This window comes from Streptomyces sp. Y7 (genome assembly GCF_043195415.1).
In the GTDB taxonomy this organism is placed as follows: domain Bacteria; phylum Actinomycetota; class Actinomycetes; order Streptomycetales; family Streptomycetaceae; genus Streptomyces.
This window is the reverse complement of sequence record NZ_JBIDDQ010000002.1, coordinates 247,133-272,988: the sequence shown is the minus strand read 5'-3', so window position 1 is coordinate 272,988 and position 25,856 is coordinate 247,133. Positions and strand designations below refer to the sequence as shown.

The 25,856-nt window shown below is 68.2% G+C and carries 18 protein-coding genes and 1 pseudogene; 7 read left to right on the top strand and 12 right to left on the bottom strand.

From position 1 onward, the window contains the following. Positions 1 to 88: 88 nt before the first annotated feature. From ACGFW6_RS07180 to ACGFW6_RS07170, 3 genes are all read right to left on the bottom strand, one after another. Positions 89 to 6,361 carry a DNRLRE domain-containing protein gene (locus ACGFW6_RS07180; protein WP_393505556.1) on the bottom strand — a complete coding sequence of 2,091 codons (6,273 nt, stop codon included), beginning with the start codon at positions 6,359 to 6,361 and terminating at the stop codon, positions 89 to 91. A gap of 519 nt (positions 6,362 to 6,880) precedes the next feature. Beyond that, complete coding sequence (locus tag ACGFW6_RS07175) at positions 6,881 to 7,057, bottom strand: ROK family protein (RefSeq protein ID WP_393506946.1); 177 nt, start codon at positions 7,055 to 7,057, stop codon at positions 6,881 to 6,883. 3 nt (positions 7,058 to 7,060) lie between these two features. Then, on the bottom strand, positions 7,061 to 7,186 hold the full coding sequence (locus ACGFW6_RS07170) for a hypothetical protein (RefSeq protein WP_393505553.1): 126 nt from the start codon (positions 7,184 to 7,186) through the stop codon (positions 7,061 to 7,063). Between the two features lie 557 nt (positions 7,187 to 7,743). On the opposite strand from ACGFW6_RS07170, the gene ACGFW6_RS07165 reads away from it, so the two are divergent. Next, entirely contained in the window at positions 7,744 to 7,998 is a 255-nt protein-coding gene (locus tag ACGFW6_RS07165) for a hypothetical protein (protein WP_393505551.1), read from the top strand. Between the two features lie 116 nt (positions 7,999 to 8,114). On the opposite strand, the gene ACGFW6_RS07160 is transcribed toward ACGFW6_RS07165, so the two are convergent. After that, positions 8,115 to 9,293 (bottom strand): epoxide hydrolase family protein, encoded by a 1,179-nt coding sequence (locus tag ACGFW6_RS07160; protein WP_393505549.1) that lies wholly within the window; start codon positions 9,291 to 9,293, stop codon positions 8,115 to 8,117. A 193-nt stretch (positions 9,294 to 9,486) separates the two neighbouring features. On the opposite strand from ACGFW6_RS07160, the gene ACGFW6_RS07155 reads away from it, so the two are divergent. After that, positions 9,487 to 10,062: a CGNR zinc finger domain-containing protein gene (locus tag ACGFW6_RS07155; protein ID WP_393505547.1), complete on the top strand. Its 576-nt coding sequence runs from the start codon at positions 9,487 to 9,489 to the stop codon at positions 10,060 to 10,062. 116 nt (positions 10,063 to 10,178) lie between these two features. Here the strand turns inward: ACGFW6_RS07155 and ACGFW6_RS07150 are convergent, their stop codons facing one another. Next, positions 10,179 to 11,120, bottom strand: coding sequence for a GNAT family N-acetyltransferase (locus ACGFW6_RS07150; protein ID WP_393505545.1), 942 nt, complete (start codon positions 11,118 to 11,120; stop codon positions 10,179 to 10,181). Between the two features lie 414 nt (positions 11,121 to 11,534). On the opposite strand from ACGFW6_RS07150, the pseudogene ACGFW6_RS07145 reads away from it, so the two are divergent. Beyond that, positions 11,535 to 11,701, top strand: a pseudogene (locus tag ACGFW6_RS07145) (type I restriction endonuclease subunit M); the annotation flags it as partial. A 102-nt stretch (positions 11,702 to 11,803) separates the two neighbouring features. Here the strand turns inward: ACGFW6_RS07145 and ACGFW6_RS07140 are convergent. Next, a complete protein-coding gene (locus ACGFW6_RS07140; RefSeq protein ID WP_393505543.1) occupies positions 11,804 to 12,322 on the bottom strand; it encodes a hypothetical protein in 519 nt (172 codons plus the stop codon). Positions 12,323 to 12,639: 317 nt separating this feature from the next. Between ACGFW6_RS07140 and ACGFW6_RS07135 the strand changes: the two genes are divergently transcribed. Then, a complete protein-coding gene (locus ACGFW6_RS07135) occupies positions 12,640 to 14,286 on the top strand; it encodes a serine/threonine-protein kinase (protein WP_393505541.1) in 1,647 nt (548 codons plus the stop codon). Positions 14,287 to 14,316: 30 nt separating this feature from the next. Here the strand turns inward: ACGFW6_RS07135 and ACGFW6_RS07130 are convergent, their stop codons facing one another. From ACGFW6_RS07130 to ACGFW6_RS07105, 6 genes are all read right to left on the bottom strand, one after another. Then, positions 14,317 to 14,916, bottom strand: coding sequence for a hypothetical protein (locus tag ACGFW6_RS07130; protein ID WP_393505539.1), 600 nt, complete (start codon positions 14,914 to 14,916; stop codon positions 14,317 to 14,319). Between the two features lie 101 nt (positions 14,917 to 15,017). Then, positions 15,018 to 15,788 carry a tetratricopeptide repeat protein gene (locus ACGFW6_RS07125; RefSeq protein ID WP_393505537.1) on the bottom strand — a complete coding sequence of 257 codons (771 nt, stop codon included), beginning with the start codon at positions 15,786 to 15,788 and terminating at the stop codon, positions 15,018 to 15,020. Between the two features lie 408 nt (positions 15,789 to 16,196). After that, positions 16,197 to 17,165, bottom strand: coding sequence for an SGNH/GDSL hydrolase family protein (locus ACGFW6_RS07120; RefSeq protein WP_393505535.1), 969 nt, complete (start codon positions 17,163 to 17,165; stop codon positions 16,197 to 16,199). A 338-nt stretch (positions 17,166 to 17,503) separates the two neighbouring features. Beyond that, positions 17,504 to 18,169, bottom strand: a complete 666-nt coding sequence (locus tag ACGFW6_RS07115) for a dihydrofolate reductase family protein (RefSeq protein WP_393505534.1) — start codon at positions 18,167 to 18,169, stop codon at positions 17,504 to 17,506. Further along, positions 18,169 to 18,720 (bottom strand): SRPBCC family protein, encoded by a 552-nt coding sequence (locus tag ACGFW6_RS07110; protein WP_393505532.1) that lies wholly within the window; start codon positions 18,718 to 18,720, stop codon positions 18,169 to 18,171. Before ACGFW6_RS07110 ends, ACGFW6_RS07115 begins: the two co-directional genes overlap by 1 nt. Then, positions 18,704 to 19,066, bottom strand: a complete 363-nt coding sequence (locus ACGFW6_RS07105; RefSeq protein ID WP_393505530.1) for an ArsR/SmtB family transcription factor — start codon at positions 19,064 to 19,066, stop codon at positions 18,704 to 18,706. The genes ACGFW6_RS07110 and ACGFW6_RS07105 overlap by 17 nt, the downstream gene beginning before the upstream one ends. 255 nt (positions 19,067 to 19,321) lie before the next feature. Here ACGFW6_RS07105 and rox point away from each other — a divergent pair, with 255 nt between their 5' ends. The 3 genes from rox to ACGFW6_RS07090 all read left to right on the top strand — a co-directional run bounded on the left by rox (position 19,322) and on the right by ACGFW6_RS07090 (position 25,702). Continuing rightward, positions 19,322 to 20,869, top strand: a complete 1,548-nt coding sequence (rox, locus tag ACGFW6_RS07100; RefSeq protein ID WP_393505528.1) for a rifampin monooxygenase — start codon at positions 19,322 to 19,324, stop codon at positions 20,867 to 20,869. A 225-nt stretch (positions 20,870 to 21,094) separates the two neighbouring features. Continuing rightward, on the top strand, positions 21,095 to 21,832 hold the full coding sequence (locus tag ACGFW6_RS07095) for a GNAT family N-acetyltransferase (protein WP_393505526.1): 738 nt from the start codon (positions 21,095 to 21,097) through the stop codon (positions 21,830 to 21,832). A gap of 780 nt (positions 21,833 to 22,612) precedes the next feature. Then, on the top strand, positions 22,613 to 25,702 hold the full coding sequence (locus tag ACGFW6_RS07090; RefSeq protein ID WP_393505524.1) for a family 78 glycoside hydrolase catalytic domain: 3,090 nt from the start codon (positions 22,613 to 22,615) through the stop codon (positions 25,700 to 25,702). Positions 25,703 to 25,856: the final 154 nt, after the last annotated feature.

Here is a 25,856-nt window from a genome sequence, read left to right as displayed (position 1 = left end):
CCGAAGATCAATCCCGTGTAGATCGGATGCTTCGACGCCCATCTGCGTGTGTGTACGCGCGGGTCTGAGACCATTCCGTTCCCATCTGTCAGTAGTGGGGCCATATGTGTGTGTACCCGCCGTGACCGCCGCGCCGCCATGTGCGGAAACTTCGGTAGGCGCTACGGACGCCGGTGTAGTATTTCCTGCCGTTTCCGGCGCCCCAGCCGAGCACTCCGTCGCGAGCTCCGCGCCAGCTGCTCGCCCAGTAGCCGCCGATGTGGCGCTTGCGTTTCGGGGTGCTGTAGCGGTAGGAGATCCAGCCGGTGACAGCGCCGGCGCCGGCTGCGCATCCTGCTGCTCCCCACCCTCCCGAGGCGAACGAGCAGCCAAAGGCCAGGCCGACCGAGATCGCCGTTTGGTGGTGCGACACGAAATTACCGGCCCGGCGGGCCCAGCGGCGCCAATGGAAGCCCCATTTGCCGTCGAGGTCGTAGCGGTTGAGCGGGTCGCCGTTGACGTAGTCGTAGGCGTTGGCGTTGCCGCCCGGGATGGGGTCGACGGAGAGGAAGCGTCCGGTGGTCGGGTCGTAGAGGCGGACGCCCATGAGGGTGGCGCCGCTGGGGGTTTCGGTGGAGCGCTGCTTGCCGCCGAGCCAGCCGTAGCGGGTGGGGTCGGTGCCGGGCAGGAGGTTGCCGTATTCGTCGTAGTTGTTGACCACCGGGGTGGTGCTGTCCACGAGCGGGATCTGGGTGGCGATGTCGCCGTGCAGGTTGGACAGTTGCAGGACGACGTCGCCGGTCGCGCTGGTGGTGGCGATCAGGTTGCCGGCCAGGTCTTCGAGGCTGCGGCTGATGCCGTTGCTCGTCGAGGTCCAGTCGGGGCTGTCGCTGTCGCCGCCGTAGTGGTTCGTGGTGGTGGTGGCTGCTCCCCAGGTGCCGTCCTCGGCCTGCTCTTCTGTGCCCCAGGAGGCGAGGCGTCCGCCGGCGTCCAGGCTCCAGGTGGTGCGCTTGGAGTTGGCGGTGATCTGGCGGACGAGGTCGTTGGCGTAGTAGGCGTTCTGGGTGCCGTTGGCCTGTGCGGTGGTGCGGCCGAAGGCGTCGTAGACGGTGCCGGAGGCGATCAGCCGGTCGGCGCTGTCGTAGGCGGAGTTGACGGTGTTGGTGGTGGGGTCGCCTCCGTCGACGTCGTCGATCGTGGTGGTCAGGGAGGTGCGGTTGGTGTTGTCGTCGAAGCCGTAGGCGCGGTGTGTGGTGACGCCCGCCTGGGAGTCGTCGACCTTGGTCAGGCGGCCTGCCGCGTCGTAGGTGTATTCCTGGTAGGCGCCGCCTCCGGTGTAGGTGGTGCGGGAGACGACCTGGTCGTGGATGGAGTCGCTGGTGGATTCACCCTGGACGGTCCAGCCGGACTCGTAGTGCCAGTAGCGGGAGGTCTCGCTGCCGGTGGGGTCGAGGTTGAACTCGACGTCCATGTTCCAGGGCAGCACCTCCTTGTACAGGCGGCCGTCGGAGTCGTAGGAGCCGGTGACGTCGCCGATGGTGCCCATCACCGAGTCATGCACCCGGGTGGGCAGGCCGGCCGGGTTGTCGTAGTCGTAGGTGACGGTTGACGGGGCCGAGTCGGTGACGCGGACCTTGCGGTCGCGGTTGTCGTATTCGGTGCGGGTGGTGTTGCCCGCACCGTCGTCGTAGGTGATTTCCCGGCCGAGTTGGTCGGTGGTGTGGGTGATGGTGGCGGTGCCGTTGGACACGGTTGCCACGGCGCCGCTGGCCGAGTCGTAGGTGGTGGTCTGTGCCGGTACCGCGGTGCCGACCCCGCCGGTGACCTGAGTCTGCTTCAGACGGCCGGCCGCGTCGTAGGCGTTCGTCGAGGTGCGGGTGACGCCGTTGGCGGTCTCGGTGAGCTTCGCGGGGTTGCCCCAGCGGTCGTACTCGGTGGTTTTCACCGGCAGTTCGCTGGGGTTGGTGCCGCCACCGGTGATCGCGCCGGCGGGGCCGGTGGAGCATTCCAGGTCGGCCCACTCTGGGCGGCCGGCGCACGTGCCGGCGCCGGTCGCGGACCAGTACTGGGTGACGGTGGCTCCGGCGTCGGTGCCGGTCGACTTGGGCAGCGTGGTCTTGATGACCCGGCCCTGGGCGTCGTAGCTCGTGGTCTTGGCCAGCTTCAGCCCGTTCGGGTCGGTCGTCACGCTGGTGGGCAGGCCCTTGACCCAGTCGTAGGCGGTGGCCGTGGTGCGTACGTCCCCGTCCGTGGGGTAGCCGTCGATCGAGGCGCCCACCTTGGTGGTGGTGACCTGGTCGGTCACCGTGGCGGTGCCGTCGGTGGGCCGGCCTTCGTCGTAGCTGTTGACGGTGTGCTCGCGGGCGGCGACCTGGACTCCGGCCGGAAGGTCGGGGCTGTCTGTGTCGCCGGTGAGGGCTTTGGTGAGGGTGATCAGGTGCAGCGGCCCGAACTCCTCCAGTTCCCGCTTGCCATCGGTTGAGTAGACCGAGACGGTGCCCAGTTGGCGGGCGCGCTCGGCCGTGGAGGCGGACAGAATGCCGAGTTCGCTTTGGGTGTTGACCTGGTAGTCGGCGCTGCCCAGGGCCAGTTCGCGGTTGGTGGCGGTCAGGTCGAAGGTGGTGTTGCCGAACCGGTCGTACTGCTTGACGGTCAGGTGCCGGCCGGGCAGGCCGGTGTTGACCTCGCGCCCGGAGGCGTTGGTGTAGGTGATGCTCGCCTTGTCGTAGTCGGTCGCGGTCAGGTCACTGCCGGTGTGGGAGGAAGGGACCTGGTCGGCGGGGAAGACGGCGGTGGCGTCGGTGGGCGCGTCCGTCTGGCCCCAGGTGGCGGTGTCGCTGGGTGCGACCTGGTTGGGGGCCTTGTCGCCGGACAGGGGCACGTCGTAGACGACGGAGGTGGTCGCCTTGCCGCCGTCCTGCGTGTTCTTGCTGCCTGCCGTCAGGGTCGGGCGGGAGGCGGTCAGCAGCATGCCGTCCCCGGCCACCGTGCTGGAACCGGCCTTGCCGTACTCGAACGTCCAGGGCAGCTCGCCCGGCGGGGTGAGTGTGGTGATGCGACCGGCACTGTCGTAGGTGTAGGCCGTCTTCAGCGCCGGGGAGATGCGCGGGTCCCACTGCTCGCGCAGGCGGCCCTGGTCGTCGTAGGCGTACTGCGAGATGACGGTGGCTGTCGCGGCCGAGGCGCCCGGGTCGGTGGCCCACAGACGGATACTCGTCACCTGCCCGGCAATGTTGCCCAGCGTGGTGCTGGTGGCCGTGGTCGTGGAGGCGTACTGGTACTCCAGGATCCGGCAGCCCTTGGTGGACGGCGTGGCCGCGCACGTGGCGGCGGAGACTGCCGAGGTGGGAGCAATCACGTATGTGGGCCGGGCCAGTGTCTTGCCGTCCACCGTGGTCTTCTGGGAGATCACGGTGGTGGTGGACTGGTCCGTGGGCAGGAGCGTGGTCGCCAGCTGCCAGGTGGTGGCAGTGGAGTCGACCTTGCTGAACACCGAGGTGGTGCCCTCGGTGTCCTTCAGAGTGAAGGAGCCGGTTAGGCTGCCGGTCAGCGTCAGGTCCTCGGAACCGGCCTCCGGCTTCCAGCCGCCGCTGCTGGTGGCGGCGAAACCGGTCTCCTCGCCATCCACGTCCACGACCGCCACCGACGTGGCCGAAGTCTTGCGCACGTAGGTCCAGTCGCTGTCGGAGATCTCAGCGACCGTGCCGGCGGTCCACTGCGGCCCGAAGATCGCGGCCTGCCCCTCCTGATTGGCCCCGTTGGTGGGGCGGCGCGAGGAGAAGGACCGTGTGGCTGTCAGGTCGAAGGCCGAGGCGTCGGTGGCCGACAGGCTGAAGTCACCGGTCAGGGTGTTCACGCTGCCTGGGCCGACATTCTCCGTGGGTGCCTCGCCCGCGTTGCGGTCCACCGTGATGGTGGTGGCCGGGGAGGCGTCCGTGGTGGATCCGTCGGTGAACACCGCGCGGACGTCCACCGGGCCGTTTTCGCTGAGGGTGTCGGTGATGTTCCAGGTCAGTGCCTCGGCGTTGCCGCTGGTGACCGTCGCCGGCCAGGCGGTCGGCGTCGAGCCGTCAGCCTTGCGGCGCACGTCCCCGACCGGGATGTCCTTCCAGGTGTCGGTCTCACCGCGACGGTACTGGTAGCGCACCCCGGTGTCGCTCGTCTTGCCCTGACCCGTCAGCTCCGCGCGGCGGGCCGGACGGTCCCCGCTGCCCGGGGTGAGCAGAGCGGCGCCGCTACCCGCGTAGAAGGTGTAGGCCGTGCCCGCGGACACGTTGCCTGCCGCGTCCTTGGTGCGCGCGGTCAGGGTGTGCTTGCCCGCGCGGAACACCGGCTTGCCGGTGACCGCGGTACCAGTGGTGGCGACCGACTGCCAGGCGGCGCCGTCGAGGTTCCACTGGACTTCCTTCACGTCGCTGGTCGGCGGGGTGAAGGTGAAGGTGCCCGTGAAGTCACCGTTGTCGTCCGGCGTACCGGACCACTGACCGGCCGGGAAACTGGTGGAGGACACGGCCGTCGTGGCCGGTGCGGTGGTGTCGACGGTGAGCGTACGGAAGGCCGACCAGGCGCTGTTCGCGCTGCCGTCTCCAGAGCGCGTACGCCACTTGTAGCTGCCGGCGGGCAGCGCCGTGGGAGTCCAGGTGGCCGTCGCCCCCGAGGCGACGGAGGCGCTGGAGCCGGAGCGCAGCGCGGCGGTGCCGTTGGAGGCCCAGACCTCGTAGTCGAGCGTGACCTGGGAGCCGTCGCCGTCGAGCGCCTTCGCCGACAGCGTCGGAGTGGTGTCGTTGGTGGCGGCCGCGGCCGCCGGGGATATCAGCGTCGGCACGCCGGGGATGGAGTTGTAGGTCACCGACACATACGGCGTATTGGAGGCGGCGTTACCGGAGTTGAACCGCTTCCAGCCGTACGGGTCCGTCTCGTCCGAGGCCCGCAGACCCAGGTGGTTGGTGGCGTTGCCGTTGTCGGCCCAGATCTGCGCCAGCGACTTGATGTCCGTGCTGACCCAGCCGTCGTTGCAGGAGCTGGAGAAGCCCTTGGTCTGGGTGCTGGTGGCGTACTTGCTGCCCCAGCTCGGCTGGCTCGTCCAGCGGGTGCTGGTGGAGGCGGCCCCCGTGCCGTACACGTCCCAGCCCTTGGCCGTGCACGACCAGGAATGGAACTCGTACAGGTTCAGCTTCGCCGCGGTGATCTGCTTTCCGGTGATGTTCTTCATCGGGAACGACAGGAACGAACGGGCTATCTGGTCCGACCCGTTGTTGCCGATCTTCAGCTCGGTCGCGGCCGACTGGTCGGTGGTGTAGCCCTGCTCGACGAACGTGTCGAAGCTGCTGCCGACATTGATGGACGGGTCGATGGTGACCGGGAACTGAGTCTTGTCGTCCGTCAGGAACTCGGCATCCGGGGTCAAGGTGATCGTGACCGTGTCGCCGTCCTGCGCGACCTTCACCCCGACCTTCGCGGTGTGGGTGTGCTCGCCCGAGTTCTTGTCGGTCTGGGCGTCCCACATCACCGGCGAGGGCAGGACTCCCGTGGTCTTGCCCTTGGCGTCGGTGAACGTGACCGACCCGTCCGCGTGCGCCTTCGCGGTCAGCCCCTTGGCCTGCAGGCTGTACGTGACCTCACCGTTGGAGTCGATGGCGGAACGATTCTTTAGTTCCAGGAACTGCTCGTAACCGGTCCGTGTCGACTCGATGAGTAGATCGGTGGCCGGCAGTGCGTCCTTGTACCGGGCGACCGTGTCTTCGGCCCCCTCGATCGTGGGCGCCGGCAGAGCCCCGTACCAGCCGAGCTGCAGCTGCCGACCCTTTTGGTCTTCCACCGTGACCAGCGGCACCGCGGCAGACGCACTCTTCTCACCGGCCGCCTTCAGGCCCTTCGGGGCAGCATGCTTACCTGCGAGGGTCAGCCCGTGGGGGTGCCCCTTCGCCCTGATCGATCCGTCACTCGCCTGTTCCAGCGACGGATCGACACCGTGCCACTTGCCGTCGTCATCCTTGAAACGGATCGGTCCGGCATACGCCTCCTCCGTGACCGTGCCGTCCGGGTTCACGTAGGTGGTGGAGGTCTCCGTGCGAGCATCGGTGGCCTCGATGCGGCGGTTCTGGATCTTGGCCTTCAGTCGCGCGGCGGCAACGGAAGCGGCAGTGGCGGGTCCCAGCCTTTTGGGCTTCTTGCCGGAGGCTGCCGTGCTCTTGACGGCCGCTTCCTGCGGCAGGGCGACGGCCTGGCCGGTCGAGTCGATGACCACTGCGGCTTCGACGGCCATCAGCAGCGTCAACGCCGCAGCGATCGAGCGCAGACGACGCATGGAGGACAGCGGCAGATAGGGCTGCTCGGACCCGACGGGTCTGTGGCGCGTGGGTCTGCTGAACAGGGATGGCATGCGAATTCCTCTCTGGCGCAGTTGCCTCTCTGCGACAGCGGGAGATCTTCACACGCAACCAACAACCTGTCATGACCCTCTCTATGGGCAGCACTTGACCAATTACGCCTCCTTGATATAGCCATATGCTCTCTATTTCATGATTGGTGGCATATGGGCTTTACTATCGCGTGGAAATGCGGTGAGGGTGTAGTTGGCGAAATAGTCGCCAATTCAACGTTTGCACCTTGGATAAGATTTTGCCGATCTTGGTCAAGCGGGAAGGTTGTATTTCAGCCATAGAGGTTGATTTGCGCCACCGTCGCCTGCCGGCACGCCCACGGCTTATGCACCTTCACCTGCAGATGGGAGCCGGCCCTCCGGTCAACCCGTTCCCGCTGGCTAGCTGATCAGGGCGGGGAGGGCGGTCCCGCTGATGCCGCACTGTGGCAAGACACCCGATGAGGCCGCGCTGCCCTCTGACTACCGCCGACGGCATCGCAGAGGCGACGACCAGCGTGCCCGAGTCGCAGGTACTGGTCACGATGCGTTCTTCGGTGCTCCACCCCGGCGCACCCCGTCGGTGACGGCCGCGCGCAGGTCGGGCAGGTACTCGTCGGCGACGACGATGCCGCCCGCAAGGACGACCCGGCTGGGGTTGAGCAGGTTGGCGATGGTCGCGACGGAACGTCCCGCGTACTCGGCCCGGGTGCCCAGGAGTCACTGTGCGCTCGCGTCGCCGGAACCGGTCCCGGCGGGGCGTGCGGCGGCGATCAGGCCCTCCAGCGGAAGCGACAGGTGCGCGTTCCCCGACGCCGGGACGCCCTCGGCGCGGGCACGTTCCACCAGTGCGGCGTCGCTGGCGACGGCCGACAGGCAGGCAGACGCAGCACCCGCACACCGTGCCCTCTACCCCGCTCACCGGCAGATGCTCGATGCCGCCGGCCGCCGCCGCGGGCCCGCTGTGCACGGAGCGGTCAACGACCACGGCGGCGCCGAGGACGTTCCCGAACAAGACGTACACGAAAGAGTCCACCGCGCGCCCGGCCCTGGATCACAGCTCGTCGAGGTCTCCCGCAACAGTTCCCGGATCTGCACCTGGCCCGCGTCCACGGCCGAACCGTTGGCCGGCCGCCGGTTGCGGCGGCCGGTCGTTCGCCAGGGCCCGCTTGACGGTGTTCTTCGATGCCCAGATGTCGGGCGATCACCCGGATGGGCACCTACTTGGCTCGGTGCAGCCGCCAGTACTCGGCCTCGAGTTCCAGCCTGCGCTTCCGTGCCCGCCTCGCCATCGACGCCTACCACCTCGATCATCGGCATGGCCGGTATGGCCGCCGCGATCTACACGGTGCAGATCCCGCTGGGCCTGGGCGCCGAGGAACTCCTGGCCACGGAACCTGCTGTTGAAGGACGACGCCTCTCTCAGCCTGGACCGGCTCTGCGACGGCCTGACCGCGGTCGTCTCGGTGAAACTCGACCGACCCGAGTTCGAAGGTGCGACCCGCAACACCCTGGGCAATGTTGAGGTGCGTGAATCCGTCGCGGAGGCCGTCCGGGACTATCTGACTACGTGTTTGGCGGAGGACCCGGAGTTGGCCTCAGACGTTGTGAGCCGGATAGGCCCGGTGGCCCCGGGTACGTGGCCAGCTGGGTCGTGAGTCCCGGGGCCGGCCGGCTGCCGACATCGGCTGCTGCCCGCCGGCGGGGTATGTCCAGCCCTCAGGCACGTCTCGAACCGTGACCCGACGGCGCCCGAACAGGGAGACCGCCGGCTCTACGAACCACGGTTGGCGGCCAGCACTGCCGCGAGTCCCTCCTGGAGGTCCTTGACGAAATACTCAGGAACCTCCAGCGAGGGGAAATGTCCCCCGGTTTCGGGCGACCTCCATCGGACGATCCGGCGGAACCGCTCCTGTGCCCAGGCGCGGGGACACTTCTCGATGTCGCGGGGATACACGCTGATCGCTGAAGGCACGTCGACCCGAAGTTCGGGGTCGAGCGAGTTGTGGCTTTCGTAGTAGATGCGGGCTGCAGAGGCACCGGTTCGCGTCAGCCAATACAGGGTGACGTCGTCGAGAATCCTGTCTCTGGAAATCGTCTCGAACGGGCTGTCCTCGGTATCGGTCCACTCGGCGAACTTGTCGAGGATCCAGGCGAGAAGCCCGACCGGTGAGTCGACGAGCGAGTATCCGATGGTCTGCGGTCGGGTCGCCTGCTGCTTCGCGTACGCGGCGCGGTGGCTCCAGAAATCGCTGGTTTCCTCGGTCCATGCGCGCTCGGCCTCCGTCAGCCCGTCCGTGGTCAATCCGGGAGGCGCCTGCGCGGTCACTGTGTGGATGCCGAGAACGTGCTCCGGGAACCTGCCGCCAAGCACCGTGGTGATCACACCGCCCCAGTCGCCGCCGTGGGCCACGAATTTGCCGTAGCCGAGCCTTGCCATCAGCTCGACCCATGCGGCCGCGATCTTCTCGATACCCCACCCGGTGGTGGCTGGCTTGTCGCTGTAACCAAAACCTGGCAGCGACGGGGCCACGACGTGGAACGCCGGAGCGTCTGCGCTATTCGGCTCCGCCAGTTCGTCTATGACATGGGTGAACTCGGCAATGCTGCCCGGCCAGCCGTGAGTCAGGATCAGTGGGGTGGCGTCCGCACGGGAGGATCGACGGTGCAGGAAGTGGATTCCCAGATCGTCAATGATCGTGCGGAACTGGCCGATCTGGTCGAGGCGCGTTTCGAACGACCGCCAGTCGTACTCGGTGCGCCAGTAGGTCACGACGTCCACGAGGTCGGCCAGAGGGACGCCCTGTTCCCATCGGCGAGGGTCGGGTGCGGCGCGGTAGACCGTCTCGGCCTCCGGTAGCCGTGCTGCGGCCAATCGGGCGCGCAGGTCGTCGAGGTCGGTGTCGGTTGCGCGGGCTTCGAGGGGTTGCACGTCGCTGGTCGGAGGGTTCATGAGGCTCCCCCGCAGGGGTCAGCTGATGTGGTGACAATTCCACGATCAAGGGCGGCCGCAGTTTCGGTGACGCACCAGTGCGGGGACATGAGACCTCCTGGTCATCGGTGGAACTGGCTCGACGCCTGTCAGAACCGGCTAAGACGGTTCTAACAGGCGTCGAGGTCGACGTGCAACCGGCTAAGGTGGTTCTATGAGTGTTCGGTTCCCTGACTTCCGTCTCGGTAAGGTGCTGGCGACCAGCTTCACCGGGACCCTGTCGGAGCGTCATGGCGATGCCGTGGAGCGCATCCCCACGCCGCACCGACTCGTCGACTGGCTCGCGGTGAGTGGCCTCGCTGTGGAGTCCTGCACCACCGCCCAGCTCGTACGTGCTCGGGAACTGAGGGAAGCAATTCACGCAGCTGCGACAGCGGCCGCACGGCGGGACCCTCTCCCTGAGCCTGCTGTCCAGATCATCAATGACTGCAGCATTCAGGGGCGGGCCGCGGCTGTCCTGACGCCCGAAGGCGATCGCCAATGGCGGCTGAGCTCGACTTCCTCAGTGGAGGATGCCCTGGGCGTGATCGCCGCCGACGCGATCAGCATCATCTCAGGCGAACGCGACGGAAAGTTGGCCCTGTGCGCGTCGCCGACCTGCCAAGCCGCCTTCTTCGACACCAGCCAAAGCCGCACTCGAAGATGGTGCGACATGAACACGTGCGGGAATCGTGAGAAGAAGGCGCGATTCAATGCCAACAGTCGGCACAGCGCCAGATCGGCGAAGTAGTCGTCGATCCCGGGTAGTCCCAGATAGAGGGCCCGCGGCCGTGATCCTTCGTGAGCCGGCCCGAGTTTGAGGGGCTACGAGCCATGCCGTCTTTGCCGTGAGGAGGCGGCGGCCAATCAGTCCCAGCGCATGTCAATGCGCCGAGCGAAGTTGTCGTACCCGGCGTGCTGAAAAGCCCTGGCCATCGGCTGGTTTGCCAGGTCGGTGTCGGCGGTGATGCGCTCGGCGCCCTGGGCAGTCAGGATGCGGGTGCCTTCGGCGAGAAGGTCGTGGACGAAACCGTGGCCCCGGTGACCTTCGACGACCCCGAGGTAGGCGATCACGAATCCGTTCGGGCTTTGGGCCGGGACGACCATCCCGACCGGTTCGCCGTCGCTCCGGATTCCGATCCGCCACCATGTACGGGGGCTGGAATAGCTGAGGAGTTCGTCGTGGTACTGCACGCGGGCGTAGTCCGCGGTTGAGGAACGGGCGACGTCGGCTTGGCTGTAGGCGTCGAGCGTGCCCGGAAGGATGCGGGTGAGGAGATCGATCGCCTCCTCATCGCTCCGCACTGTCCGGAAGGTAAGCCGACCGGGCTGCGGGGGCAAGGGCGTGCTGGACGTCCAGCGGTAGCGGAGCCTTTCGACGAAAATCTTGCCGCCGGTACGTTGCACCACCTCCATCCGGTCTTTGATTCGATGCCCAGTGGTGGAGTCGTCCCGCCACGTCGGCGGGACGGGCTGGAGCACGTACGGGGGCGGCAGGGTCCCCGCGGGGAAGAGCGTCGTCAGCGCGGTACGCAGGAGGCGCGCGCCTACGTCGATCCGGGAGATGTCCTCGCAAGTGTCGTCGATGTCGAGGGTTTCCAGGACTTCAGGTCTGGAGCCGCTGCGAGACCACCAACCGACCCGTGCCACCGGGGTGCTCTCCCGCAGGGCCACCCACATCCACTCGGCTCGGCAGCGACCATTCCGGAGATCGTCCGCGAGGCTGTCGTTGTACGGGCCCGGCAGAGCATTGAAAAGATCGATCTCCTCCAGGCCGGTGATGGGGCGGAAGATCAGGTCAGAGGTCACGTATGGCTCCACGGTTGCCGTCGCTTGGGTGGCCAAGGTGCACGAGACCGTTCTGTCTCCCTCTGGCTGACCTACGCGGCGACCGTGGTTCTGACCCGACCACGCGGCTACGTGGGCCGAGGTCCCACGTGCGATCCCGAGAGGGCACCCGCTGTCGAGGTATAGACGATCAACTTCTCATCCGCACGTGATTTAGAGGACGGCTAGCAGGGCAAGTTCCGCGAGTTGCAGGTAGCGGGTCGGGGCGGCGGCCATGGCGAGGCCTCGGCCATCAGTCGTTGCGGAGCGCCTACGGGATCTTGAGAGCACAAGTAGCCCATGGCGGCTCATGCCGCATGATCGATGAATTCGCGAGGGACAACCTGCACCGGAGACTGCGGAGGGACCGCGAGGCATTGCTCTGGAAGACTCGACGGCTTGTCCGAGTGCCATGCCGGGCACGCCGACATCCTGCGCGAGGCCTCGACGGCCGGACCGGGCTGCGCGCCGAGAACGAGCAGCCGATCGACGGGGAAGCCCGTGCGGCCTACTGCGCGAAGATCGAGCAGGCCGCCAGGTCGGCCGCGGCAATCAAGGCTTAGATGTTGTCTCACGTGACTTGATGTTCGTTCGGCGTGTGTCGGTCGTCGGTGCTGATCTATCGAAGTTCCTGCTTTCTCATGGACTTTGGGAGTTGGCTGGACCTAACGGCCGACTGTGCTCCAGTCCGCAGGGGCCGGGGGTACCGAGCGGCCCGCGGCATGCTCATGGAGGCGGCGGGTCAGTTCCGGCAAGTCGGAGGCTGGAAAGCTCACCTGGAGCAGCTGCAGGCGGAACTGCGACGGAAGCTCCTCCTTGAACATCGCCGCATCCATCGGCTTGATCCTCACGTCCCACGCGTCCGGGGCCGCCCAATGCGTCATCCGCACGTAGAACGCGTCACGCGGGCCGGCGTTCGCCACGGCGGACAGGAAGGCGAGCCCGCTGTCGACCGGGAAGTCGATGAGCATCCAGCCACGTTGGGACTCCACCCACTCCGCCATGTGCGGCAGCTTCTGCGGCCAGTCCGCGTTGCTCTCTGCGAGATCTTGACAGCAGGTGAAGGTGTCGAACCCGCACTCCCAGATCGCCTGGATCGTAGGGGCGAGCTGTTCGTCGATCTGAGCGTGGCGCCCACCCACCCGGACGAGAACGGTGGGGTGCGTGCCTTCGTAAGACGTCATCGAAGGAGCATAGATGGGGTGTACGACTGACAGACCGCCAGCGCCTTGAGGCCACTTGGGGCACTCGCCCAGGTGGCCAAGCGCCAACCAACCCCTTCAACACGAACACACTCTGCCTGCACATCTCCCGTTGGCGGCGCTGACGCTTCCCCGGCCGGCTGAACTCGCGTCCGGCAGATGCCGGTCCGCCCCCTGTGAAGCCGGTGTGAACGCGTCGCGTGTAGATTGAGCGCACCCGAAATGCCGGGCGGAGCCCATGCTCCCCGCCCGCGGTTGACCGCCCTGCTGCGGCCCGAGTACCGCCCGGAGAGAACACCATGAGGAGTCTGGAGCCTGGGGATCCGCCGGCGATCGGTGGCTACCCGCTGCTGGCTGTGCTCGGAGCCGGGGGAATGGGGCAGGTGTACCTGTCCCATACGGCTTCCGGGCGGCCGTTGGCGCTGAAGACCCTGCGGACCGAGTTCGGTCTGGACCCCGGCTTCGAAGAGCGGTTCGCGCGCGAGATCGCCAGCAGCGACCGTGCACGCTCCGCCTGGACGGTCGCGGTCGTCGACTACAGCCCTCCCGGGCAGAAGCCACAGTGGCTGGCCACCGAGTACGCCGCCGCACCCTCGCTCGCCGAATGGGTGGAGCGTCACGGCCCGCTGCCCGAGCCGGCCCTCCGGGCCCTGGCAGCGGAACTCGCCGAAGGGCTGCGGGCGGTGCACCGCGCAGGCTTCGCGCACCGTGACGTGAAGCCGTCCAACGTACTGCTGGCCCGCCGTCACCCGCTGCTCATCGACTTCGGTATCGCCCGTGCCGTCGACGACACCCGGCACACCAGGACCGGTGGTGTGATCGGCTCCCCGGGATACATGGCACCGGAGCAGGCCTCCGGAGGGATCTCGGCCGGCCCCGGCGATGTCTTCTCCCTGGGGGCGACGCTGGTGTACGCCGCAACCGGCAACGGTCCCTTCCTGAACCCCGGCGAGACCCCGTCGGCGGCGCAGCTGCTCTACCGGATCGTGCATGAGGAGCCGACACTCCATGGCGTGCCGTCCTCGCTGGCGCCGCTGCTGGCAGCCTGCCTCCACAAGTCGCCGCAAGCCCGGCCCACCGCGGACGAGTTGATGGAGCGGATCGGTGCCGCTCCTGGCAGCTGGACAGCCGCTCTGCCACCGGCCCTGACTGCTGACATGGCCGCCAGGGAAGCCGAACTGGCGGAGCTGTTGCAGCGCCCGGCGTCTGTCCCGGCGCCCCCGCACCAGGCACCTCAGACAGGGTTCGGGCTGCCTATCGCCTACGCCGAGCAACCCACCCTGTACCCGCACCCTCCAGCCTCCCCACCCGCGGGCCCTCCGGGCCCCACCTCGGTCGGTCCACGCGGCACGAACACCGGCGCCGCGCCCTCTCGGCGATCCACGAGGCTGCGTACGGCCGTCGGTGTCGTGGCGGGTGCCGCGGCGACGGCGATCGTTGCCGCCCTGGCCTGGCAATACGGCACCGGTGACGGGAAGGACGGCGCCGGACCCACGTCGTCGCCGTCCGCTTCGTCATCCTCGTCGCGTTCGACAGCGTCGGATGATGCCTTGCCTTCCTCCTGGATGGGCACCTGGAAGGGGACGGGCCCCGGCAGCACCTCCGGCGACGGCGTCGTCAACGCGCGCACGACCAAGGTGTCCGTGACCGTCACACTCCACACGGCGGCCCGGGGTGACATCGTCGGTCGGCAGATCAGCCACGTGATCGAGGCCGGAAGCGGCCGGGACATAGGTTGTACCGAGACACTGCGTCTGCAGGAGACGCGTGGGACGTCCATGGTCTTCGAGGCCGTTTCGAGTACTCCCACCGATCCGTCCACCGGCGTGCTGTGTGTGCGAGGCAACGTCTACACCTTGACGAAATCCGGCGTCGACACCCTGACCTTGGGCGACGAGGGCAGTCAGACGTCGGGTTCGCCCGCGCGGTTGACGCGCTCGTCGTAAGGACCCGATGGATCGCCGATGGATCGCCGTTCAGTGGCCATAAGGTGGCTCGAAGCAGCCTGTCTCCGGGTACGGGCCGTTGGTCTGGACGCCGTAGTTGGATTTCTGCACGAACGCCGAGACGCAGGCGTCGTCATGCACGCGCAGGGCGACCAACGAACCCTCGGGCGTGACGTAACCGTCGTTCTCGTAGCGCGAGAACATCTCGCGGACGGTGAGTGTGCCGCCGAGCCGCTTTCCGTCCTTCGTGATCCGTTCCTCCTCGTACCCGAGCCGGAGAAGCGCCGAGCGCACGGCTGAGGGGTCCCAACTTCGCTGCTCCCACAGCCGCTTGAGTACCGGCCTGATGCGCGCAGCTTCCCGCTCGGCGTCTTTCGCATGTGCGGGCGACATGTCGCCGGACTGCCGGTAGGCGTTGTTCTCGTTGTAGTGCGGGGCGCCGTCACCGGCCCCCGGTTCGACGTACGGTGAGGCGCCCGCGGCACTCGCAGAAGGGCTGGGTGTGGCCCTGGCTCCGGCCGTCGAGTCCGGGGCTCGCATCTCACCGCAGGCAGTGAGCGTGAATGCACCGGTGAGCAGGAGACAGGCTCCGGCAAAGACCTTGCGGCGGGCCGCCGTTGAGGAGGACATGCGGCGAGTCTGGCATTCAGATCGCGTGTTCATGTGGGCTGTTTCGCGGGGGAGGGCTGAGTACGCGTACTCATGAGCCTCCAAGCGATCCCGTCCACCCGTCAGGAGGCCCCGTCGATACGGTCCAGCAGCATGCGCGCTTCGACGGTGCGGCGGTGGTCCGGGCCGAAGGCGTCCAGGCAGGCCGCGTGGGCGGCTGTGGCTACGGTGTGGGCTTCGGTCCCGCGTCCCAGTCCAAGGAGGGCGTTGGCCATGGCCAGTTCGACGGCTCCGGTTTCCGGGCGGCGCTGCCCCTCCGACAGTTTGCGGCTCAGGTCATCGGCGCGCTCCGCCTCGGCGAGAGCCTCCTCGTGGCGCCCCTGCCCGTTGAGACTCCGGGCCAGTCCGAGGTGCAGGACCAGCGCGAGCCGGTCCTGTGCGGGATGGACGGCGAGGGCCTCGCGGGCCAGTGCCTCGGCCTCCGTGTGCCGGTCCTGCGCGTTGAGGGCGTAGACCAGTCCGTTGCGGGCGGCCGTCGCGACAAGCGTCAACTCAGGACCTGTGCCGCGGGTCGCGGCCCGGGCCACCGCCGCGCACTCCGACTCGCTTTCGGCGTATCGGGCCAGCGCGCTGAGCGCCTGGGCGCGGTCCGAGCGCAGTTTCAGCGTCTGCGGGTGCTCGGCGCCGAAGACTCTTCCGAAGACCGCGAGCAGTGCGTCGTATTCGGCGGCGGCCTCGGCATGACGGCCCTGGGCGCCCATCGCGAGCGCGGCGAGGCTCAACGCCAGCGGTGCGTACGCGTCGTCGCGCGAGCGGGCTGCGGCCACCGCGCGGGCTTCGACCTCCGCGTCGGCGAACCGCCCCGCTTCGTACAGCGCAACGGCCTGGGCCAAGGGAGATCTCGCTGTCCGCCCTTGGCTCCGCAGGCTGCGTTGCCGGAAGAGTCTCATGGCCGGATCGTACGGACGGCTCCGCACGTGTGAAGAAGGGGGTGCGCCGACTGACGAGAGCGTGCCTCTCTGGCCGATGGTTAGTCGATCGGACGTTCCTGCCTGGACAGCGATCACTGTCGCGATGGGGGACCGGATCGCGCCGCTGATGTCGGCCGACCCGGTCCCTGGGCGGCGATGGGCCGACCACCGCCGGACGCTGGAGGCCATCGTCTGGAATTGCCGCCGGTTCCTCCCGCCTGCCTCTGGGGTGCCGAGGGTGGGTGTGCGTAGGCACGCGGAACTGGCCTCCGGCTGGTGCCGCAGGCCAGTTGGCTGTGGGTCGTCGGCGGGGTGCCGGGTGCGGACGGCTCAGCTGATGGTGTTCAGCATCGCTTCTTCGACGTGGTCGGCGGCGTTGCGGTGGCCGAGGGCGTTGGGGTGCACGAAGGACAGCTGGTCGGGGAGGGTGACGAAGCCTTCGACCCACTTGCTGTCGTCGCAGACGCTGTGGTGCTGGGAGGGGGTGTAGAGATCGACGAAGCTGGCGGCGTCCTGTGTGCCGGTCGAGTCGTTGATGGCCTTGTTGAGGGATTCCAGGACGTCGTGGCGCAGCCAGGCCAGGTCGCCCTGGGTGATGGTGCCGAACTGCGTCAGGTCGCCGTAGCTGCAGTTGGAGGTGTCCTGGGGGATGATCGTGGGGTAGCCGACGGCCAGGATCTTTGCGTGCGGGGCGCGTTCGTGGAGCACGCTGAGCATCCGGTCGTATTCCTGGCGCACCTTCTTCAGCCGGGCCGCGATGCCGTCGGCATGGGCGTCCTTGCACGGCGTGCCCTTGCCATCGTTCTCGCCGCCCAGCTGCGGGCACTTGAGGAGGAGGTCGGCGAAGCCGAGGGTGTTTCCGCCCGCGCCGACGGTGATGACGTCGGTGTCGGGGCCCACCGCCTCGGACTGAGGGGGCACCGGGGGGAAGGGGTAGTCCGGGTCCTCGGAGATGGGCGGCAGGTGACGGCCGATCGGGTCCTGCGGTGCGTCGGTGACGTTCTCGATGGTGGCGGCGCCGCAGCTGACGTTGGTCAGCTCGAAGAGACCGCCGAGGTCCCGGTCGATGACCTGGGGGTAGGACCGGTCGGTGCGCTCGCAGCCGTCGCGCGGGACTTCGAAGGTGTTGCCCGCGGCCCGGATCACCCCGGCGGTGTAGGAGTCACCCAGGGCGACCCACTGCTTCTCCTCGGCCGCGGCGGCGGGTTGGGCCCCGGCGAGCTGTGCGGGGACAAGAGCGCCGGCGGCGAGAGCTACGGCCGAGCCGAGCAGGGCCAGACGAGTGCGCAAGCGTGCCACGAATCCTCCATGGATGGGTTGTTGGCGACGCTTTGACCATAAAGAGATGGTCACTTAGCGCACTAGATTCAATACGGTCAGTAGTCGAAGGATCGGAGGATGCGTCTGTGTGGGGGACATGGGTTCGAGGTGTCGACCGGGCGCGCTGTGTTCGTGACCGTCTTGACGCGACACTCGCCCAATTCGGAGAGGCCTTTGACTGACTGGGTGATCCCAGCTTGAGGGCACGTTCGTGGTGGCTGTCTTGTTCTCGATCACCGGCAAGCTCAGCCTGACCTGACTGACCGGCACCTCGTCCTCCAGGGATGCGCCGGCACCGTACGCTGCGGGAACCCGGGCTAGCGTTTGACGGCGGTGTAGGTCAGGTGGGTCACCCGGGACGACGCGTCCGCGCGCACCTGGCCCAGCGCGATGCGGTCGGGCTCCACGCGGTCGAACAGGCGGATGCCGGTGTCGAGCAGTACGGGCGCGAGCGTGATGGAGAATTCGTCGATCAGGCCGCCGTCCAGGTACTCCTGGATCGTCTCGGCGCCGCCGGCGATACGCACGTCGCGGTCGCCGGCGGCCTCGCGGGCCTGGAGCAGCGCGCTCTCGATGCCGTCGTTGACGAAGTGGAAGGTCGTGCCGCCCGGCCGCTCCCACGGGTCCCGCTTCTCATGGGTCACGACGAAGACCGGGGTGTGGAACGGGGCGTCCTCCGGCCAGGACTTCTCGCCGAGGTCGAACATCCGCTTGCCCATGACGCTCGCGCCGGTGCGCTCGTACGTCGCCCGTGCGGTGTCGTTGTCGATGCCTTCCTCGCCGCCCTCGCCGAGTTTGAGGTTCTCCCGGAACCACCGCAGTGGGAACGCCCAAGCCTGCAGTTCCGACCACTTCGCGTTCCAGCGCCTGACGCCCGGGTCGTCCTGCTTCTCGGGCGAGAAGGCGTCCTCGGCCGGCACGGCCTCGGGTGCCATGAAACCGTCGAGTGACATCGTCACGCTGAAGAACACCTTCCCGGTCATCAGCTTTCCCCTCCCTTCGAGGTGGCCTCGTTCCGGTCGGTTTCGTTCCGTACTGGGTCGTTCCGAATGAGTTCGGTGACGTACGCCGCCAGGTTGCGCAGGGTCTGCTCGCCGCCCTCGATCGCGTGGTACTTCTCCACCGCCTCGTCACGGAGTTGCCTGGTGGGGAACACCGTGCGCATCACGATCCGGGTCTCGTCGCCGGCCGGCTCGAAGGCCAGGACCGACTCGAAGGCATTGGGGTCGTCGCTGGACTCACCGTGCAGCAGCGCGATCCGCTCCGGCGGGACGATCTCCCGCCAGGTGATCCACTCCTGGTAGTCGGTCCCGTCCGGCCCGTGCATCACGAAGTCCCAGACCCCGCCGACCCGGAACTCGAAGGATCGCGTGGTGGTGCTGAAGCCCTCGGGCCCCCACCACCGCGACAGGTGCCGGACTCGTGTGAACGCCTCGAACACCAGCTCCCGCGGTGCGTCGATCACCCGGGAGATCACGATCTCTCGGTCCGCGGTCGCGTGCGCGGGCTCGCCGTTGCTACTGGTCGTCGCCATCATGTGGTTCCTCCTGCCTTGCCTGCTTCAGCTCCTGCACGTACTCGTCCAGCCGGTCGAAGCTCTCGCTCCAGAAGCGCTCGAAACCGCCCACCCACTCGTGGACCGGCCGCAGCCCGTGGGCGTCGAGGCCGTACAGCCGCTGCTTGCCCGCCCCGCGGACCCGCACGAGCCCGACCTCCCGGAGGACCCGCAGGTGCTTGGACGCCTGCGGCTGGGTCATGCCGAGCTCCCGCGCCAGGTCGGTCACGGGCCGCTCGCCGCCCCGCAGCAGCATCAGAATCTCCCGCCGCTGCGGTTCGGCGATCGCGTTGAACGCGTCCGAGGTCGTCGCCGCTCGTGCCATGGCATCATCATATGCCTATATCGGCATGCGTCAACGGCGGGCACCGCACAGCGTCGTGATCACGTGGCCGGGAAATCATTGGACGGCACGATGCGAGGGCTTGTACCTTGCGGACGACCGCGACATCGCCGGAGGAGGTGAGACCCATGAACGCTGTATCGACGTGGGTGCTCCCTCTTCCCGTCACGGCCGGCGACTGACGTAGGTGTCGCCGGGAGCGCCTCCACAACAAGGCACTCCCGAAAGGCAACACCTATGGAGTCTTCACAGTTCACCGCCGAGCCGTCGTCGGCAGCCGCCGTAGAGCGCGACTTCAGCGGGGGCGACGTCCCCGGACTCGAGTCGTCGACGTCCGCCACCGATCGCGCACCCGTCACGTACGACGTGATCATTGCCGGGTGCGGGCCGACGGGCGCGACGCTGGCCGCCGAACTACGGCTGCACGATGTACGGGTTCTCGTTCTGGAGAAGGAAACCGAGCCGGTCTCCTCCGTCCGCATCGTGGGCCTGCACATCCGCAGTCTCGAGCTGATGGCGATGCGCGGACTGCTGGAACGCATCCGCGAGCACGGAAGGCAGCGTCCAGCGGCCGGATTCTTCGCCGCCATCAACAAACCGGCGCCCCACGGCCTGGATTCCACGTACGCCTATCTGCTGGGCATTCCGCAGCCGGTGCTCGTCCGTCTGCTCGAAGAGCATGCGAGCTGGCTGGGTGCGCGGATTCGGCGTGGCTGCGAGGTGTCCGATGTCGAGCAGGACGTCGACGGCGTGACGGTCGAGCTGTCCGACGGCGAACGGCTGCGTACGCGCTATCTCGTCGGCTGCGACGGCGGCCGCAGCACGGTCCGCAAACTGCTCGGCGTCGGCTTCCCCGGTGAGCCCTCGCGGACCGAGACGCTGATGGGCGAGATGGAAGTGGGCGTGCCGCGTGAGGAGATCGCCGCGAAGGTGGCCGAAATCGGGGAGACCAACAAGCGATTCTGGCTCAGGCCCTTCGGCGAGGCCGCGTACAGCGTCGTAGTCCCCGCTGCCGGTGTCAGTGATCGGGCGGAACCGCCCACGCTCGAGGATTTCAAGCAGCAGTTGCGGGCCATCGCCGGAACCGATTTCGGCGTGCACTCGCCGCGCTGGTTGTCCCGCTTCGGGGACGCCACACGGCTGGCCGAACGGTATCGGGTCGGGCGGGTGCTGCTGGCCGGCGATGCGGCACACATCCATCCACCCACCGGCGGACAGGGCGTCAACCTGGGAGTTCAGGACGCCTTCAACCTCGGCTGGAAACTGGCCGCACAAATACGCGGCTGGGCGCCGGAGACGCTGCTGGACACCTACCAGACCGAACGCCACCCCGTCGCAGAGGACGTACTGGACAACACCCGCGCCCAGATGGAACTTCACTCCACCGAACCGGGCCCGCAGGCCCTGCGCAGACTGCTCACCGAACTGATGGACTTCGACGAGGTGAACCGCCACCTCATCGAGAAGATCACCGCGATCGGCATCCGCTACGACTTCGGCGAAGGCCCCGACCTGCTCGGCCGCCGCCTGCCCGACCTCGCCGTCAAACACAGCCGCCTCTACGGTCTCCTGCACCGCGGCCGCGGCCTCCTGCTGGACCGCACCGAACGCCTGACCGTCGGCGACGGCTGGTCCGACCGGGTCGATTACCTGGCCGACCCCACTGCGGCACTGGACGTTCCCTGCGTCCTGCTACGCCCCGACGGCCACGTCGCCTGGATCGGCGACGATCAGCAGGACCTGGACGACCACTTGTCCCGCTGGTTCGGCAAGCCCTCAAACTGATCTCGCCCTGAGAACCGCAAGTCCCGTGACGACGATCGAACGCCCAGGAGCGACGGACCGTACGAAGGCTGCAGCCGGCATCAAGCCGTGATGCTCCTACGCCAATGGACCTGTCCGAAAGGGGCCCCAGTCGGTCAGACATCCAGACATCCAGGCGTCGTGGCAGCGCGTCGCGGTGCTGGTCCGCCTGGCCGGTGTGAGCTGACATGAGCTACAAAACAGCCCATGAAGTTGATCGCAGAGCGGTTTGACGCGCGCGAGTGGCCCGACGAGCAGTTGGAGGAGCTCTTCAGCGAGGGGTTTCCGGAGTTCATCACCGCGGATCGTCTGGCCAAGCAGTACATCGGCCGCATCCGGGAATGGTTCAGCGAGCTGAACCTCATCCTGGTCGACGAGCACGGCGTGCCCGTGGCCACCGGCTGGGGGATACCGATCCGCTGGGACGGGAAGGCGGAGACGCTGCCTTTCGGCTACACGGACGCGGCCATTCGCGCGGTTGAGAACCGCGAGCAGGGGGTCCAGCCCGACACCCTGGTGATCTGCGGCGCCGTGGTCACTCCGTCCCTGAAGGGCCGCGGCCTGGCCGGGGAGCTGCTCAGGGCGTTGCGGCAACTCGCCGTGGAGCGGAGTTGGCCGCGGGTGGTCGCCCCGGTCCGCCCCACCCTGAAGTCGCGGTACCCGCTTGCGCCCATCGAGTCGTTCATGGGGTGGACCCGCCCGGACGGCACCTCTCTCGATCCGTGGATCCGCACCCACCAACGGCTCGGCGCGCGCATCATCGCCGCCGCCCCTGCCTCACAGACGATGACCGGCACGGTCTCCGAGTGGGAGCAGTGGACGGACATGGCCTTCCCGGAGTCGGGCGACTACGTCATCCCGCAGGGGCTCAGTCTGCTACGCGTCGACAAGGACAGCGATCAGGGCATTTATGTGGAGCCCAACGTGTGGATGCAACACATGTGACGGATGGTCACGCGCGGCAAGACGAAGCCGCAAGCGCTCCTTCCTGCGGGTCTGTTGGCTCCAGTTCGCTATGCCGTGCCGGTGTGGTGGTGCCTTGCTCACGACCGTAACTACGGGAAATAGTGCGCGAGGACGACGGCACGGTGCCTGCGCCGGACGCCGGGCGCGAAGCTGAGTTGTCGGAGGCCCGGCGTAGGGAGCGGCTCTTCGGCCTGGTCCTCCTCGTGCACGCCACACTCTCCGCCCGCTCGCAGCTCGGTCGGCGACGCTGCCTGCTGAACAACGTCACCGCCAGATGCGGTTGGCGGCGGTCACGCCATCCGAACCAAGTGCACAGGGTCTTGTGCCGCACCTGTCCCCGCTCCGATGGACGCCCCGCAAGCCCCAGGGGGAACATGCGCCGGATCTCCGAACTCTGTCCGACCGTCCGCCCGTTCGCCGAGCTCCGATCTCCGACAGAGCGCGTCCGGAGTCTTGTAGGCGCACATGGCCCGCTCATAGGATTCGAATGAAGGCGGGTTGAATCGTTTCAATCCGCTGAAGTCTGACCCGGCGAGCAGGGGAGTGGACATGCCCGGAAAATGGGACCGCAGGACCTTTCTACGCGCCACCGCAGGGACGGTAGGTGCCGGAATCCCTGCCCTCTCGGCCGCAACTCCCGCATTGGGAACGCCGATTGAAGGACCGCGAGGCGCCGGCATCGGAGGCCCGCAAGGCCCCGGCGGAGACAGCGCCCGCGGCCTCCGCGTCACCCGCACGACCGTCGAGTACGCGGAGAACGTGCTCGGAACCGACGTACCCCACCCCCGGCTCGCCTGGGAGTTGGCGTCCTCAGGGCATGGTGCGCGGCAGACCGCTTACCGCATCCAGGTCAGAACCGACGACCGGGCGGCGTGGGATCGCTCGCTGGTGTGGGACTCGGGCAAGGTGACCTCCGCCAACAGCGTGGGCGTTGCCTACGGCGGGCCAGCGCTGGAGCCGCGTACCCGGTACGCCTGGCGGGTCAAGGTGTGGGACGGACAGGGCAAAGCGTCGGGATGGAGCGAGCCCCGCTGGTGGGAGACAACGTTGTCGCCCGAGAAGTGGGGCGCCCGTTGGATCGGCGTGGACAACGCCGCGCCCCTCGACTTCACCGGCGCGTCATGGATCTGGGGAACCGGGGCGACCTTGGAGAACGCCCCCGTGGGCACCAGGTGGTTCCGGTCCCGCCTGGACCTGCCGGGCGGGACCGACGTGGTCAAGGCGACCGTCGTGGCCACCGCGGACGACGACTTCGACCTGTACCTCAACGGCCACCAGACAGTGCAGGCTCCGCAGCAACAGGACGGCTGGCGGAGCGGCCGGACCGCCGACGTGACACGCGAGGTGCGGGAGGCCGTGGCCGCCGGTGCGGGTGTCGTCCTCGCGGTCAGGGCCACGAACCGCGCCGGCGCCTCGGTCAACCCCGCGGGGTTGCTGGTCCGGCTGCGGGTGGAGACGTCGACGGGCCGGACGTACGAACTACTCAGCGACGCCGGATGGCGTGTGGTGGACGAGGAGCAACAAGGCTGGCAGGAGCCGGAGTTCGACGACTCCGCGTGGTCACCGGCAGTGGTGCTCGCCCCGTACGGCCAAGGCCCCTGGGGCACCGGCGTGAGCGTCACCGTGCCGGAGGAGCCGGCACCGCTCCTGCGCAGGGAGTTCGACGTACCGGGCCGCGTCAGCCGCGCCCGGCTCTACATCAGCGGACTGGCGTACTACGAGGCGCGGATCAACGGCCGGCGCGTAGGGCGTCAGGTGCTCGATCCCGGATTCACCGACTACGACGAGACCGTGCTGTACACCGTCCACGACGTCACGGAACTTCTGCGCCGCGGCCGCAACGCGATCGGGGTGACCCTGGGCCGCGGCTTCTTCGGCATGACCACCCCGAACGTCTGGAACTGGCATCGGCCACCGTGGCACTCGGAGCCGCGTCTCGTCGCCCGCCTGGAGGTCGAGCACCCCGACGGCTCCCGCACCGCACTCGTCACCGACGAGCGGTGGCGGATCACCGAGGGACCCACACTCTCCAACTCCCTCTACGCCGGAGAGACCTACGACGCCCGCCGCGAACCGGACTCCTGGACCAGCCCCGGCTTCGACGACTCCTCCTGGCGCGCCGCCAAGGAGCAGAGCGCGCCGAAGGGACGCCTGCGGGCGCAGCCTCACGACGGAATCGAGGTCATCGACTCCTTCCAGCCCGAGTCAATCACCCGGCTCGGCTCCGGGGAGCACCTGGTGGACATGGGCCGCACCATGGCCGGATGGGCCCGGATCACGGTCAGGAACCTCCCCGCGGGCACACGCCTCCAACTCACCTACGGCGAGAAGCTGAAAGCCGACGGAAACGTGTCCGCCGAGACATCACACGTGCCCGGCCGCTTCCAACGCGACGAATACATCTGCGCCGGCCGCGAGGAGGAGAGCTGGGAGCCCTCCTTCTCCTACAAGGGCTTCCGATACGTCCAGATCAGCGGCCTGCCCGAGACGGCCGACTCGTGGCGGATCCTCGGCCGGCTGGTGCACACCCCGCTGGACGAGGTCAGCTCCTTCGCGTGTTCCGAGCCCTTCTATGAATGGCTCGACCGGGCCATGCGGAGGACCGTGCTGAACAACATGCACGGCATTCCGACCGACACCCCGATGTACGAGAAGAACGGCTGGACCGGCGACGCCCAGCTCGGGACACCGGTGATGACCTACGCGTTCGCCATGCACCGCATGCTCTCCAAATGGCTGGACGACCTCGCCGACAGCCAGACGAACGACGGTCAACTGCCCGTCATCGTGCCGAGCGGCGGCTGGGGCTACGGCGACCTCGGACCCTCGCCCGAGTGGACGACCGTGTACCCGTTCCTCATCCGGGAGTTCTACCGGGTGTACGGCGACGAGCGGGCGGCGCGCGAGCACTGGACCACGCTCACCCGCTATCTGGATTGGGAACTGTCCCGGTTGCGTGACGGCCTCGCCGTCACGGCCCTCGGCGACTACCTGGCCCCCGGATACGGCGGCAACCCCCCGGAGGACACCCGGCTGACCGCGACCGCCTACCTCTACCGGGCGCTGCTGGACACCGCCGAGATGGGCGAGGTCCTCCACGCCGACGACGTGGTCACCCGCTATCGAGAGGCCGCCGCACAGCTGAGAGCAGCGCTCAACGCGGAGTTCCTCGGGGCGGACGGCCACTACCGGACCGCCAAGGACCCAGGCTACCGGCAGACCTCCAACGCGATTCCGCTCGCCTTCGGCCTCGTACCGGACAGCGCCCGTGCCTCGGTCTTTGACAGCCTGGTGCGGGATGTCGAAAGCCGCGGAAACCACCTGAACACCGGTGCGCTGGGCACCAGCGTGCTGCTCCGCGTGCTGTGCGCGCACGGAAGGCCGGACCTGGCCCATGCCGTGGCGACGCAGCGCACCTACCCCGGTTGGGGCTACTGGCACGACAACGGCGCGGACACCATGTGGGAGATGTGGCCGCTCGACTCCCGCTCCCGCGACCACTACTTCCAGGGCACCGCGGCCCAGTGGCTCTACGAGAACGTGGCGGGACTGCGTCCGCGCGACGCCGGATACGCGACGTTCACCGTGCGACCGGATGCCCGGACCGGCGTGGACTGGGCTCGGACGTCGATCCGCACCGTCCGGGGAACCGCGGGTGTCGCCTGGGCGCAGACGGCGGCCGGCTTCACGATGGACGTACGGGTGCCGGTGGGCGCGGTCGCGGAGGTCCATGTTCCGGCAGCCGGCCCCGGGGAGGTGACGGCACCTGAAGGCGCCCGGCATCTGCGCATGGATCGCGGATTCGCCGTCTACCGCGTGGCGCACGGGACGTGGCGCTTCTCGAGTTGATGGCAGGCCGGTAGCGCGCCGGGGGCGGGCCGGCGCGAGGGCGCACGCGCGGCCGGACGCCGAGCCGCAGCGGAGGAGTGGTCGGGAGCCGGCGCTCGCCGGGGAGGCGAGGGCGAAGACCCAGATCGCGGTTCCGCCGCCGTCAGTTCCTCGG